The sequence below is a fragment of the Amycolatopsis sp. NBC_01480 genome (assembly GCF_036227205.1).
GTDB lineage: Bacteria > Actinomycetota > Actinomycetes > Mycobacteriales > Pseudonocardiaceae > Amycolatopsis.
Map to the genome: position 1 here is coordinate 9,603,953 of NZ_CP109442.1, position 12,676 is coordinate 9,616,628.

Annotated in this window: 13 protein-coding genes; 4 read left to right on the forward strand and 9 right to left on the reverse strand. The window is 69.4% G+C overall.

Translation table 11 applies throughout. From position 1 onward, the window contains the following. Positions 1-56: 56 nt before the first annotated feature. The 8 genes from OG371_RS44645 to OG371_RS44680 form a co-directional block, all read right to left on the reverse strand. Positions 57-770, reverse strand: coding sequence for an ABC transporter ATP-binding protein (locus OG371_RS44645; RefSeq protein ID WP_329063381.1), 714 nt, complete (start codon positions 768-770; stop codon positions 57-59). Then, positions 757-1,686 carry an ABC transporter ATP-binding protein gene (locus OG371_RS44650; RefSeq protein WP_329063383.1) on the reverse strand — a complete coding sequence of 310 codons (930 nt, stop codon included), beginning with the start codon at positions 1,684-1,686 and terminating at the stop codon, positions 757-759. Before OG371_RS44650 ends, OG371_RS44645 begins: the two co-directional genes overlap by 14 nt. Further along, positions 1,683-2,822, reverse strand: coding sequence for a branched-chain amino acid ABC transporter permease (locus OG371_RS44655; protein WP_329063385.1), 1,140 nt, complete (start codon positions 2,820-2,822; stop codon positions 1,683-1,685). The genes OG371_RS44650 and OG371_RS44655 overlap by 4 nt, the downstream gene beginning before the upstream one ends. Continuing rightward, positions 2,819-3,829 (reverse strand): branched-chain amino acid ABC transporter permease, encoded by a 1,011-nt coding sequence (locus OG371_RS44660; protein ID WP_329073432.1) that lies wholly within the window; start codon positions 3,827-3,829, stop codon positions 2,819-2,821. The genes OG371_RS44655 and OG371_RS44660 overlap by 4 nt, the downstream gene beginning before the upstream one ends. Positions 3,830-3,922: 93 nt before the next feature. After that, complete coding sequence (locus OG371_RS44665) at positions 3,923-5,101, reverse strand: branched-chain amino acid ABC transporter substrate-binding protein (protein ID WP_329073433.1); 1,179 nt, start codon at positions 5,099-5,101, stop codon at positions 3,923-3,925. A 454-nt stretch (positions 5,102-5,555) separates the two neighbouring features. Continuing rightward, on the reverse strand, positions 5,556-6,167 hold the full coding sequence (locus OG371_RS44670; protein WP_091616968.1) for an ANTAR domain-containing response regulator: 612 nt from the start codon (positions 6,165-6,167) through the stop codon (positions 5,556-5,558). A gap of 334 nt (positions 6,168-6,501) precedes the next feature. Then, positions 6,502-6,879 (reverse strand): PPOX class F420-dependent oxidoreductase, encoded by a 378-nt coding sequence (locus OG371_RS44675; RefSeq protein WP_329063389.1) that lies wholly within the window; start codon positions 6,877-6,879, stop codon positions 6,502-6,504. Positions 6,880-6,951: 72 nt separating this feature from the next. Beyond that, complete coding sequence (locus OG371_RS44680; protein WP_329063391.1) at positions 6,952-7,566, reverse strand: dihydrofolate reductase family protein; 615 nt, start codon at positions 7,564-7,566, stop codon at positions 6,952-6,954. 91 nt (positions 7,567-7,657) lie between these two features. Between OG371_RS44680 and OG371_RS44685 the strand changes: the two genes are divergently transcribed. Continuing rightward, positions 7,658-8,128 (forward strand): winged helix-turn-helix transcriptional regulator, encoded by a 471-nt coding sequence (locus OG371_RS44685; protein ID WP_329063392.1) that lies wholly within the window; start codon positions 7,658-7,660, stop codon positions 8,126-8,128. 32 nt (positions 8,129-8,160) lie between these two features. On the opposite strand, the gene OG371_RS44690 is transcribed toward OG371_RS44685, so the two are convergent. Then, positions 8,161-8,745 carry a TetR/AcrR family transcriptional regulator gene (locus OG371_RS44690; protein WP_329073434.1) on the reverse strand — a complete coding sequence of 195 codons (585 nt, stop codon included), beginning with the start codon at positions 8,743-8,745 and terminating at the stop codon, positions 8,161-8,163. Positions 8,746-9,066: 321 nt separating this feature from the next. Here OG371_RS44690 and OG371_RS44695 point away from each other — a divergent pair, with 321 nt between their 5' ends. The 3 genes from OG371_RS44695 to OG371_RS44705 are packed head-to-tail and all read left to right on the forward strand — an operon-like array spanning position 9,067 to position 12,672. Next, positions 9,067-9,534 carry an MFS transporter gene (locus tag OG371_RS44695; protein WP_329063393.1) on the forward strand — a complete coding sequence of 156 codons (468 nt, stop codon included), beginning with the start codon at positions 9,067-9,069 and terminating at the stop codon, positions 9,532-9,534. Then, positions 9,471-10,313: an MFS transporter gene (locus OG371_RS44700; protein ID WP_329063394.1), complete on the forward strand. Its 843-nt coding sequence runs from the start codon at positions 9,471-9,473 to the stop codon at positions 10,311-10,313. The genes OG371_RS44695 and OG371_RS44700 overlap by 64 nt, the downstream gene beginning before the upstream one ends. Positions 10,314-10,341: 28 nt before the next feature. Further along, positions 10,342-12,672, forward strand: a complete 2,331-nt coding sequence (locus OG371_RS44705) for an FAD-dependent monooxygenase (RefSeq protein ID WP_329063396.1) — start codon at positions 10,342-10,344, stop codon at positions 12,670-12,672. Positions 12,673-12,676: the final 4 nt, after the last annotated feature.

A 12,676-nucleotide genomic window follows, 5' to 3' on the forward strand; every position in this document is an offset into this window, starting at 1 on the left:
ACACAGAGAAAGCCCCCTCGCGCGAGCGAAGGGGCTTCTCCGAAAACAGACCGTCCTCAGCCGACGCCGAGGTAGGCCTCCTTGATGCTGTTGTCCGCCAGCAGTTCCTTGCCGGTGCCGGACTTCGTGATGCGCCCGGTCTCCAGCACGTACGCCCGGTGGGCCCGCGACAGCGCCTGCTGCGCGTTCTGCTCCACCAGGAGCACGGTGGTGCCCTGCTTGTTGATCTCCGTGATGATCCGGAAGATCTGCTGGATGAACTGCGGCGCCAGGCCCATCGACGGCTCGTCCAGCAGCAGCAGCCGCGGCTTCGCCATCAGGGCGCGGCCGATGGCGAGCATCTGCTGCTCGCCGCCGGACATCGTGCCGCCGACCTGGGTCTTGCGCTCCGCGAGCCGCGGGAACAGCTCGAAGACGCGGTCGAAGTCCGGCTGCAGGTTCTTCCGGTCCTTGCGCGCGTACGCGCCCATGTCGAGGTTCTCGAGCACCGTCATGCCGGGGAAGATCCCCCGGCCCTCGGGCGACTGCGAGATCCCGCGGACCACGCGGAGGTCACCGCGCAGCCGGGAGATGTCCTCGCCGGCGAAGTGGATCGAGCCGCCGGACAGCGGCCGGATGCCGGAGATCGCCCGCATGGTGGTGGACTTGCCGGCCCCGTTGGCGCCGATCAGCGTGACGATCTCGCCCTCGTCGACCGTGATGGACAGCCCGGACACGGCCTGGATCCGGCCATAGTGGACGGACACATCGGACAGCTCAAGCAACGTCATCGTCGGGAACCCCCAGGTAGGCGGCGATCACGGCGGGGTTCTCCCGGATCTCGGCAGGCTCCCCTTCCGCGATCTTCTTGCCGAACTCCAGCACCACGATCCGGTCCGTCACGCCCATCACGAGCTTCATGTCGTGTTCGATCAGCAGGACGGTGTACCCGTCGTCGCGGATCGTCCGGATCAGCCCCATGAGCTCTTCCTTCTCCGCCGGATTGAACCCGGCGGCCGGCTCGTCGAGGCAGAGCAGCTTCGGCTCGGTGGCCAGCGCCCGCGCGATCTCCAGGCGCCGCTGGTAGCCATACGGCAGGTTCTTCGCCCGGTCCGCGGCGCGGTCGGCGATGCCGACGAACTCCAGCAGCGCCATGGCCTTCTCGATCGCGGACTTCTCCTCGCGGTGGTGCCGGGGAGAGCGCACCAGCGCGCCGAGCAGGCTGGTGCGGTGCCGCGCGTCGGTGCCCACGACCACGTTCTCCAGCGCCGTCATTTCGCTGAAGAGCCGGATGTTCTGGAACGTCCGCGCGATGCCCAGCTGCGTGATGCCGTGCCGGGAGGCCTTGCCCAGCGGCTTGTCCTCCAGCAGCACCTGGCCCGAGGTGGGCCGGTAGACGCCGGTCATCGCGTTGAAGCAGGTGGTTTTGCCCGCGCCGTTCGGCCCGATCAGGCCGAGGATCTCCCCGCGCCGGATGTCGAACGACACCGCGTCCAGCGCGACCAGCCCGCCGAAGCGCACCGTCACGTCGTCCACGCGCAGCAGGGTGTTCCCCATCGCCACGTCGATCTCACGGTCCGGTGCGACGACCTCGGCGACCTCGGCCTCGTGCTCGGCCAGCTCGTCGGCGCTCATCTGGGCGACCTCGGCCACCAGGCCGCCCTCGGCCGGGACCTCCGGGCCGGTGCCGTTGCCAGGGACGGTCATGCCTTCTCTCCCGGGTTGTCCGTGGCCAGCGAGCCGTCGCTGCTGATCTGCTCACCCTTGCCGAGCAGCCGCCGGTACGCCAGCCTGCCGTAGGTGAGCAGCCGCTGCCGCGCGCCCAGCAGGCCCTGGGGGCGAAAGATCATCAGGATGATCAGCGCCAGGCCGAAGATCAGGTACTTGTACTCCGCGATCGCCTGGAACCGCAGCGGCACGTAGGCCACCACCACCGCGCCCAGCAATACCCCGACCTTGTTGCCCGCGCCGCCGAGGATCACCGCGGCCAGGAACAGCATCGAGGTGACCACGTCGAACTTCTGGTTGTTCACGAAGCCCAATTGCCCCGCGTACAACGCGCCGGAGAGGCCGCCGACCGCCGCCCCGCTGACGAACGCCCAGATCTTGAACTTGAACGTCGGCACGCCCATGATCTCGGCCGCGTCCTCGTCGTCCCGGATCGCGACCCAGGCGCGGCCGACGCGGCTGCGCTCCAGGTTCCCGACCACGAACAGGATGATGATGATGATCGTGACGCACAGCCAGTACCACGGGACGCCGTCGGAGTTGTTGAACAGCGGCGTGCCGTCGGCCTTGGCGCCGGGCGGGTGCCCGACCCCGGAGAAGCCGCTGTTCCCGCGCAACGGCTCGATGTTGTCGGCGAGCAGGCGGACGATCTCGCCGAACCCCAGCGTGACGATCGCGAGGTAGTCCCCGCGTAATCGAAGCGTTGGAGTTCCGAGGATCACGCCGAAGATCATCGTGACCACCATCGCGATGGGGAGCACGACCAGGAACGGCAGCTTGGACAGCGACGAGTCGGGGCTGGTGAACAGCGCCATCACGTACGCGCCGATCGCGAAGAACCCGACATAACCGAGGTCCAGCAGGCCGGCCTGGCCCACCACGATGTTGAGCCCGATGGCGACCAGCGCGTAGCGGGCCACCTCGAACATCGCGATCGGGAAGTTGTAGCCGGGCTCGGTGCTCAGGATCGGCGGGTTCAGGACCGGCAGCAGGTAGATCAACACCACCAGCGGGATCAGGATGGCGCACTGCTGCAGCCGGCTGAGGGTGTTCCACCATTCACGGACCGGGCGGCGGCTCTTGGCCGGCGCCGGCGCGGGCAAGGTCGTTGTCATACCCGGGCCTTTCCGAGCGACTCACCGAGGATGCCGGTGGGCCGGATCATCAGCACCAGCACCAGCAGCGCGAACGCGACCACGTCGCGCCAGCCACCGCCGAACAGGGACTGGCCGTAGTTCTCCACGACGCCGAGCAGCAGCCCGCCCAGCAGCGCGCCGCGCAGGTTGCCGATGCCGCCGAGCACCGCGGCGGTGAACGCCTTGATGCCGAGCAGGAAGCCGCCCTGGTACGCCGCGCCCTGCGGGATCTTCATCATGTAGAACAGCGCCGCGGCGCCGGCCAGCAGGCCGCCGATCAGGAACGTCGTGGTGATGACCCGTTCCTTGTTCACGCCCATCAGCATCGCGGTGTCGGGGTCCTGCGCCACCGCGCGGATCCCGCGGCCGAACTTGGTCTTGTTCACGAAGTAGTTCACGGCCAGCATCAGCACCACCGCGGCGACCACGGTGATGATCGTGACGCTGGTGATGCTGCCGCCGAAGACGGTGAAGACCGGGTCGTTGCGCATCAGCCGGATGCCCTGCTCGGCGTTGCCGCCGCGCCAGATGAAGATGAGCTGCTGCAACACGAAGGACGCGCCGATCGCGGTGATCAGGAAGACCAGCTTCGGCGCCCCGCGTTTCCTCAGTGGACGGTAGGCGACCCGTTCCAGCACCACCGCGGTGCCGCCCGAGACCGCCATCGACGCGATCAGCGCCAGCAGCAGGAACCCGATCAGCTCGAAGACGGGCAGATCGGGGGTGCTGCCGGGTCGGAAACCGAGGCCGTAGAAGGTGAACCACGTCGCGTAGGCGCCGTAGATGAACACCTCGGAGTGGGCGAAGTTGATCAGTTTCAGCACGCCGTAGACGAGGGTGTAGCCCAGCGCCACGAGCGCGTAGATGCTGCCGTAGGCGAGCCCGTCGAACGTGTTGTCCCAGAACTGGTCCAGGAACGACTTCACGTCGAAGGTGATCCAGCTGCCGCCCTGCGCCAGGACGAGCGAGCTCAGCTCATGAGTCATCGACACACTAGTTCTCCATGTGGGTCCGGGGTGCGCGCCCGGCGGGCCTGGCCGCCGGGCGCACACCCCGGTAACTGGAACGGAAGCGTTGCGCTACTTGATTTCGGTGTTCCGGACGATCTTCCCGTTCTCCACCTTGTAGGTCCACACGGTGGTCGAGGACAGCTCGCCGTGGTCGTTCCACTTGAAGTGCTTGGTGATGCCCTGGCCGTCGTAGTTCTTGACGAAGTCGAGCAGGCCCGCGCGGTCCTTCTTGCCGGAGTCGATGCCCTTCAGCAGGATCGTCGCGAGGTCGTAGGCCTCGGGCGAGTAGGTGCCCGGGTCCTTACCGGTCTCCGCCTTGTACGCGTCGCTGAACTTGGTGAACTGGTCCGCCGGCACACAAGGGCAGGTGAAGTAGGCGTTCTTGGCCGCGTCGCCGGCGCCCTTGACGAACTCGTCGTCCTTCACGCCGTCCGGGCCCACGAACTTCGCGGTGACGCCGGCGTCGTTGAGCTGCTGCGCGAACGGGGCCGCCTCCTGGTAGTACCCGGAGTAGAACACCGCGTCGGGCTTGTCGCCCTTGATCTTGTTGACCACGGCCGAGAAGTCGGTCTGCTTGGTCTTGACCTTGTCCTGGCAGGAAACCGCGCTGCCGAGGGCCTTGATGGTCGAGGTGGCCAGGCCCGTGCCGTAGTCCGAGTCGTCCTGGATGACGCAGACCTTCTTGGCGCCGAGCTCGCCGGTCATGAACTTGGCGGCGGCTGGGCCCTGGGTGTTGTCGTTGCCCAGGCCTCGGAAGAAGGTCTTCCAGCCGTTCTCGCTCAGGGTCGGGTTCGTGGCCGACGGGGTCACGGTGACCAGGCCGGCGCTGTTGAAGATGTTGCCCGCGGCCTTGGACTCGCCGGAGAACGGCAGGCCCACGACACCGATGATGCCCGGGGTGTTGACGATCTGGGTCACGATGCCGGGCGCCTTGTCCGGCGTGCCCTCGGTGTCGAACTGCTGCAGCTTGACCTGGCAGCCGGCGTTCGCCTTGTTGTGCTGGTCGACGGCGAGCTTGGCGCCGTTGAGGATGTTCTGGCCCAGCGCGGCGTTCGCACCGTTGATGGTGCCGGCGTACGCGATGGAGGTCGGGGCGCACTGCGCCTTGCCGTCGCCCGCGGGGTCCGCGGCGTCGGCGGCGGCCGACGGGGCCGCGGCCTGCGGCGCCGAGCTGGCGTTGCCACCCGAGCTGCTGTTGTCACGCGCCGCGCACGCGCTGAGGGAGATGACCCCGGCGGCGGCGAGCACGATGACCTTCGTGAGTCGTGCTTTCTGCACTCGTTCCTCCAAATGCCAACCAGCCGCCCGGATGAACGGCCTGTCCCACGTGGGACCTGACTGGCCGCTGAAAGTAGCCGCCCGGCGGGGCGTTGCACAGAGTCACGCAGAGTCTTGTATCCACATCGTGACGGTCGTCACGAGTATTAACGGATGATTTACACCCGATCGTCCCATTGTGACAATCGGGTGATAACCCTGAGTACGCAGTTACACCACTACCGGACCATTGACCATCGGCCAGGTCTGTGTAGGCAGCCTAAGGCTCGTCACTCCCCCGGATCGGCCGAACGCACGAACTCCCGGCCGCCACGGTAGCAAACCTGCCCTTTCGGCCCTTTCAGACAGCCCGGCGCGACCCTGGGTATGCCAAAACGGGCGCGACCCCCTGGTCACGCCCGTTCGGCCGGTCTGGTGCGAAAGCTCAGCCGATGCTCTCCACCACGGCTTCCGCCACCGCCTTCATGGTGGTGCGGCGGTCCATGGCGGTCCGCTGGATCCAGCGGAAGGCGTCCGGCTCGGTGAGGCCCTGACGGCTCATGAGCAGGCCCTTCGCCCGGTCGATCACCTTGCGGGTCTCGAGCCGATCGGTCAGGCCCGCGACCTCGGCCTCGAGCGCCTGCAGCTCGGAAAAGCGGCTCACCGCCAGCTCGATGGCCGGCACCAGGTCGCGCTTGGCGAACGGCTTGACCAGGTAGGCCATGGTGCCCGCGTCGCGGGCCCGCTCGACCAGGTCGCGCTGGCTGAACGCGGTGAGGATGACCACGGGCGCGATCCGGTCGCCGGTGATCTTGGAAGCGGCCTCGATGCCGTCGAGCTTGGGCATCTTGACGTCGAGGATGACGAGGTCGGGCTTGAGGTCCGTGGCCAGCGCGATGGCCTGCTCCCCGTCCCCGGCTTCGCCGACGACCTCGTAGCCCTCTTCGCGCAGCATTTCGACCAGGTCGAGCCGGATCAGCGCCTCGTCCTCGGCGACGAGCACCCGACGCTGCGGCACGGTGACGGCATCGCTGGCCTCGGTAGCCGGTTCGGTCACCGGGGTCCTCCTGAAGGCTCGGCGGGACGATGGACACGCGGTGAACCGCGAACCCGAAGCCTACCGGGAACGATCCAGTAGCGAAGATGGCGTTCACCACGAAGTGGCGGGCATGACACCGACGCGTCGGCGCGAACCCGGCTTCGCCGCGTCCAAACAGCACAGTCGCCGCCCGGGACGGCCTGGCGCGTGTCTGAGAAAGCCGGTCTCGCGGCTGCCACCGGTAGCGGATGACACTTCCCCTGCACTGAGTGCAGCGAAAGCGTCATCCGCTACACCGAGCCAGCCCGCCGCACAGCGACCCGCAACCTTTGCCAGGCACGCCCGGGGCTGCTCAGCCCGCGCTCTGCCGGTCCGGCTCGATGAGGGCGACCACCCGCTCTTCCTCACGGGAGTAGGGAGCGCCGATGTACTTCGCCGCGATCCGGTCGACGATCTCCCAGCCGGCGTCGCCGTCGAGCCACTCCACGACCCGGCCGCGCACGAGCACCGGCTGGAACGGGTTGTCCGCCGGGGTCAGGGAAATCGCCACGCGCGGGTCCCGCCGGAGGTTGCGGGCCTTGCGCGAGCCCGGGCCGGTCAGGATCGCGATGCGGTCGCCGTGGGTGCCGATCCAGAGCGGGACGGAATGCGGGCCGCCGTCGGGCAGCACGGTGGCGAGGTGGGCGATGGGGGTGCCGTCGAGCACGAGGCGGACGTCGGGGTCGAGCATGGTGGTCAGCTCCTTTGACGACTACTGGACAGGTATTTCAGGCCTTGTGAGTGTTTAGGACGGTTCTAACCGTCATAAACACTCACGAGCTTCTTGGCGTTCGACTGCATAGTGAAGGTGGGTGACGCCCGCGGCGGGCACCGCTTCGACCAGGCGCAGCCGGACGTGTGCGGGCAGCTCCCGGAAGAACGGCCGTCCGGCGCCGAGCAGGACCGGCACCTGGTGCAGCACCAGCTCGTCGACGAGGCCCGCTTTCAGTGCTTCGGTCACCACCCCGCCGCCCATCAGCGCGACGTCCCGGTCGCCGGCGGCCTCACGCGCCGCCGTGATCGCGTCCTCGATGCCGGTGCTGACCAGGGTCTGCCGCTCGCCCAGCCCCGGCACCGGCCGGTGGCTGAGGACGACCAGCGGGGCGCTCGGGTGGGGACTGCCGCCGTTGAACCCGTCGGAATCGTCGTAGGTGGCGCGCCCGGCGACGGTCGCGCCCACTCGTTCGGCGACGGCGTCGAAAACCCGCGCGCTGGGCTCGCTCAGCTTGAAGCCGTCGAATACCCGACTGGCGGTGTCGCCGTCGAAGTACCAGTCGAAGAGTGCGGTCCCGTCACCGAGCCCGCGCCCGGCGCCGGGGTCCCGGCCGGTGATGTACCCGTCGACCGACACCGCGTGGGCGCTGAAGACCTTGCTCATCGCCGTGGTCCTTTCCGGAGTTCCTTCAGGAGACTCAGGGAGCGTAGCATTCAAAGTTCCCTTAGGGAACCCAGTGGCGTAGACTCGGCTCATGCAGCGGACCAACTTCGGTGAGATGGCGTGCTCGATCGCCCGGACCCTCGACGTGATCGGGGAGCCCTGGTCGCCGCTGATCCTGCGGGACGTTTTCGTCGGGGCGAACCGGTTCGAGCAGATCCAGGCGGACCTCGGCATCTCCCGCAAGGTCCTGACCGAGCGGCTGAACCACCTCGTCGAACACGGGGTGCTGGAGCGCCGGCCCTACGACCAGCGGCCGCGGTACGAGTACGCGTTGACCGGAAAAGGGGCCGAACTCGTCGACCTGCTGATGGTCATGGTCGGCTGGGGCGACCGGTGGCTCGCGGGCGAGGCCGGCCCGCCGGTGCTCTACCGCCACCACGCGTGCGGCGAGGTCAGCAGCGTCGAGCTGCGCTGCGCGCACTGCGGCGAGCCGATGCATGGGGACAATGTGGACGTACTGCCTGGGCCCGGCGCCGGTCCTGGCCCCAGGGGCGCCCGGTAGTCGACGAGGGCACTATCCACTAAGGACTGCCCTCAGTTTCCGGCGCGCCAGCCGTGTTCGAGGAGGTTGAAGGCGGCATCGACGGCGGGGGCCGGGTTCTCGGCCCGCTGGGCGAGCGCCGAAACCTCCAGCGCGAGGTGAGCGAGCGCGGCGCACCGCGGATCGGCTTCGGCCACGCCGAGATCGCCGGCGATGGCGCGGGCCAGGGCGTGCTCGTGGCGCATCCACATCTTGTGCCAGTACTCGACCAGCGCCGGCGTGCCGTGCACGAGCTTCAGGAAGTCGGCCGATTCCCTGCTGCCGACGCTGTATTCGGTCCGGTCGCGCGTGTGCGCCCGCAGCGCGCCCAGCAGCGAGGTGCCGGGCGGCCGGTTTTCGACCGCCGCGATCAGGCCCGCCTCCATTTCGGAGTCCCGGTCGAACACCAGCGCTTCCTTGCTGGGGAAGTGTTTAAGCAACGTGGTCGTGGAGACGTCGGCCGCGTCGGCGATCTCGCGGACGGTCACCTCCTCGTACCCGCGGTCGAGGAACAGGCGCAGCGCCGCGTCCGCCAGCGCCTGGTGGGTCGCCGCCTTCTTCCGCTCGCGCCGGCCGGGTCCGGTCTCGGTGGTCGTCACCGCTTCACCGTAACACAAGGTGTACAACTCTAAAAATTGTACAGTTGCACTTATTGCACAGATGTGGTTTTCTCGATCCAGGCCGCACCGGACGGGACCGGAACCGGCCCGCCACCCGATTTCCGTTCCATACCAAAGGATCGAAACCATGTCTGTCTCCGAAGCCACCACGGCGGACCCACCGGCGGCCGTGCCGGTGAACGTCCGCTGGACCCTGCTCGGCGTGATGCTGGCGATGCTGCTGGCCGTCCTGGACACCAACGTCGTGGGCACGGCCATGCCGACGATCGTCGGCGACCTCGGCGGGCTCGGGCACATCTCGTGGGTCGTGACGACCTACGCGCTGACCACCGCCGTCGCCACCCGATCTGGGGCAAGCTCGGCGATCTGTACGGGCGCAAGCGCCTGTTCCTCACCTCGATCGCGGTGTTCCTGGCCGGTTCGGCGCTGTGCGGCACCGCCTGGTCCATGCCCAGCCTGATCGGCTTCCGCGCGCTGCAAGGCGCCGGTGCCGGCGGGCTGGCCGCGGGCGCCCTCGCCCTGATCGGCAGCCTCGTGCCACCCCGCGAACGCGGCCGCTACCAGGGGATGACGGCGATCGTGATGGCCGTCGGCACGGTGGCCGGTCCCTGGTTCGGCGGGCTGCTGACCGAGCACCTGGGCTGGCGGGCGGCGTTTTTCGTGAACCTGCCGCTCGGCCTCATCGCGTTCGTGTGGGTGCGATCATGCTGCGCCTGCCCGTCGTCCGCGGCCGGGCCCGGGTCGACTGGGCCGGGATCCTGTTGCTGACCACGGCGATCACCGCGCTCACTCTCGGCGCCTCGTGGGCCGGCTCCACCTACGCGTGGTCCTCCTGGCCGATCCTGGCGCTGGGAGCGCTCGCGGTGGCCGCGACCGCCGGGTTCGTCGCCTGGGAGAAACGCGCCGCCGAGCCCGTGCTGCCGCCCCGGATGTTCACCGGGCAGCGCACCTTCCCGCTGTCGGTCGGGGCCCTGGCCGCCGTCGGCGCGGTCATGTTCGGCTGCACCCTGTACGTGCCGCTGTTCCAGCAGATGGTCCAGGGCGCCTCCGCGGCCGATTCCGGCCTGCTGCTGCTTCCGATGGCGCTGCCCGTCGCGGTCGTCTCGACGCTGGCCGGCAAGTACATCTCCCGCACCGGGCGGTACCGGGCACTGCCGATCCTGGGCACCGCGCTGCTGACCATCGGCACGTTCCTCCTGTCCACTATGGACACGGGCACCTCGTTCACGCTGACCAGCGTCTACCTCGCCGTGATCGGCGCCGGCCTGGGGCTGACCATGCAGGTGTCCGGCACGATCGCGCAGAACAGCGCGCAACCCGCGGACATGGGTGCCGCCTCGGCGGCCATCACGCTGTTCCGCACGCTCGGCGGCTCGGTGGGCGTGGCGGTCTTCGGCGGCCTGCTGACCTCGGCCACCGCGGGCTCGTCCGCGTCCCACCAGGCCCTGGCCACCGGCACCTCGCACATCTTCCTGCTGGCCTCGGCCGTGTGCGCCGCGGCCGTGGTGCTCGCCTGCTGCCTCGACGAAGTCCCGCTCCGCAAGTGATTCTTCCGCCGACACAAGGAGAACTCCGATGAACGACCGAGTCCCGGTCCTGATGTGCGGCGGCGGCATCGCCGGGCTGACGGCCGCGCTGCTGCTGCACCGTCAAGGCGTGTCCCCCGTTCTGGTCGAAAAGCACCCGGACACCTCACCTCAGCCCAAGGCCCGCCGGATCAACCCGCGCAGCACCGAGGTGTTCCGGCTGCTCGGCCTGGCCGACGAGGTCGCGGCCGCCAGCGCCCCGCTCGCCGGATTCAATTCGGTCCTCAATGGACGGACGCTGGCCGACGCCACCCAGCCGACGCTCAGCCCGGTGATGCAGGACCGGCTGGCGCAGCACCGGAAGGTGGGCGAGCTGAGCCCCGGGCCCAACGTGCTGTGCCCGCAGGACGTCCTGGAACCGGTGCTGCGCAAGGCCGCGCAGGAGCGGGGCGTATCCGTGCGGTTCGCCACCGAGCTGACCTCGTTCACCCAGGACGAGAACGGCGTGACCGCGCAGCTGCGCCCGGCCGGCGGCGAGCCGTACCAGCTGACCGCCGACTACCTGATCGCCGCCGACGGCGCGCGCAGCCCGATCCGCACCGCGCTGGGCACGGCGCGCAGCGGGCTCGGCCGCCTCGCCGACAATCTCGACCTCTATTTCCGGGCCGACCTCACGGAACTGGTGCGGGACAAGCCGTTCAACCTCTGCCGGATCGAGAACCCGGTCGCCTCGGGCGCGTTCATGTCCGTCAACGGCACCGACCGCTGGCTGTTCTCCACCGCCGACTTCCCCGGCGCGGACACCCGGTCCGACGACCACTGGCGCGAGGTGCTGCGCGCGGTGATCGGCGAGCCGGACCTGGACGTCACGCTGCTGGGCCGGATGCACTGGGAGTCCGGGATGCACGTCGCCGACCGGTTCGCCACCGGCCGGGTGTTCCTGGCCGGCGACGCCGCGCACGTGATGCCGCCGATGGCCGCGGCCGGCGCGAACACCGCCATCGCCGACGTGACCAACCTGGCCTGGAAACTCGCCGCCGTCCTGAGCGGCCGGGCCGCGCCGGCCCTGCTCGGCACCTACCACGCCGAGCGGCACCCGGTCGGCTACGCGACCGCGGAGGCGTCCAGCGAGGTCGCCGGCCACGTCGGGGACATGCTCGCCACCGTCACCCATGGCGACGGCCTGCGACGGCATCCCACCGCCACGCTTTTCGGCGCCCAGTACCACAACGGCGCCTTTGTGCCCGACCACCGCGGCCCCGCCCCCACCGACCGCTACTCCCCCGCGGGACGGCCGGGCACCCGCGTGCCCCACGCGTGGCTCGACGCCACGACGTCCACCATCGACTACGCTGGCCCTGGCCTGACCCTGCTCACAGGTCCCGCCTCGGACCGATGGACCGTCGAGGCCGCGAGGCACGGACTCCGGCTCGTCCCGGTGTCCGATCCGGGGTGGCTCGCCGAGGCCGCCGTCGGCGAGGACGGTGCCCTGCTGCTGCGGCCGGACGCCATCGTCGCCTGGCACTCGTCCTCGGGGGTGCCGCTGGGCGAGGCGCTCGAACGGGTGCTCGGCGTCGGTGCCTGGATTAGGTTGGGCGATATGACTTCCACCGCTGAGAAGGCCGTGCGCCTGCAAGAACTGCACACGGCGCCGGAGCTGCTGCTCGTCGTCAACGTCTGGGACGCGATCACCGCGAAGGTCGTCGCCGAGACGCCCGGCACGCAGGCGCTCGCCACGCCGAGCCACGGCATCGCCGCCTCGCGCGGCTACCCGGACGGCGAGAAGATCCCCCGCGACGAGATGATCGCCGAGGTCGCGCTGATCGTGCGGACGGCGGGCGACCTCCCAGTCACCGCCGACCTGGAAGCCGGCTACGGCGACCCGGGCGGCACCGTCGCCCGCGCGATCGAGGCCGGCGCCGTCGGCTGCAACCTCGAGGACCAGATGAAACCGCTCGCCGAGTCGGTGAAGGCCGTCGAGGCCGCAGTCGCCGCCGCGCAGTCCGCCGGGGTCGACTTCGTCCTCAACGCCCGCACCGACGCGTTCGTCAAGGGCGCCGGCCGCGACCCCGAGGAGCTGCTGGCCGAAGCAATCACCCGCGGACGCGCGTACCTCGAAGCCGGCGCATCGAACTTCTTCGTGCCGGGCAAGCTCGACGCCACCCAGGTCGGCCGGCTGGTCGAAGCGCTGGGCGAGCGCAAGGTCAACCTGATCGGCATCCCCGGCTCGATCCCGCTGGACACCGCGCAGAAGCTCGGCGTCTCCCGGGTTTCCTACGGGCCGTGGAGCCAGAACGTGGCGCTCACCGCGCTGGCCAAGCTGGCCGAGGACGTTTACGCGGGCGGCGGGCTGCCGGCCGACACGCGCAAGCTGAACTGAACCG